The sequence below is a fragment of the Neglectibacter sp. CSJ-5 genome, assembly GCF_032490475.1.
Lineage (GTDB): Bacteria > Bacillota > Clostridia > Oscillospirales > Acutalibacteraceae > Hominenteromicrobium > Hominenteromicrobium mulieris.
This window is the reverse complement of sequence record NZ_JAVYJC010000025.1, coordinates 1-609: the sequence shown is the minus strand read 5'-3', so window position 1 is coordinate 609 and position 609 is coordinate 1. Positions and strand designations below refer to the sequence as shown.

Sequence of the window (609 nt, the reverse complement as noted above, 5' to 3'; positions counted from 1 at the left end):
TCGTTGTACGCTTTTGAGGAATACACAGAGCCTTGGTCGGTATGGATAATGGTTGGTTCTTTCTTCCCACGCAGCAGCTCAACGACATCCGCAAGACCGTCCAGATACTGCTCCCGCCCACCACGGCGTTCAGATAGTTTCCATGTGAGTATCTGTTTCGTAAACACATCAAAGTAGAGTGTCAGCTCAAGATAAAATATCCACGGCTTTAATACCGTCATATCTGACACAATGACCTGGCGAGGTCGATCTACGGTATCCCAAGTTGTGAAGATAAGATTTGGATACAGATCTCGTATCTTTCTGGGGCGATAATGTACTTGATGCTTGGTTTTTGCTTTTATTCCCAGAAAACGAAAGGCCTTGTACACATAGTTATCGCTTATATTCTGCTGATAATTGACTCGTATAAAAGCCGCTACCCAACGGTAGCCGTGGGATGGATGGGCCTTATGGACTTCGGAGACTAACGCGATAACTTCTTCACGCTTCAGATCCCGCGTACTCTTGTCCCGTTTCCTCCACTTGTAATAGCCGGACCGACTGACGCCCATGAGAGAGCACAGTTCCTGAACCTCATAGTCTCTGGACAGCAGTTCTACGATTTCG

At 47.0% G+C, this 609-nt stretch carries 1 protein-coding gene; it reads right to left on the bottom strand.

The genetic code is table 11. From position 1 onward, the window contains the following. The coding region (locus R2K26_RS15415) for a DDE-type integrase/transposase/recombinase (RefSeq protein ID WP_316523448.1) at positions 1-609 on the bottom strand (609 nt) is incomplete at both ends.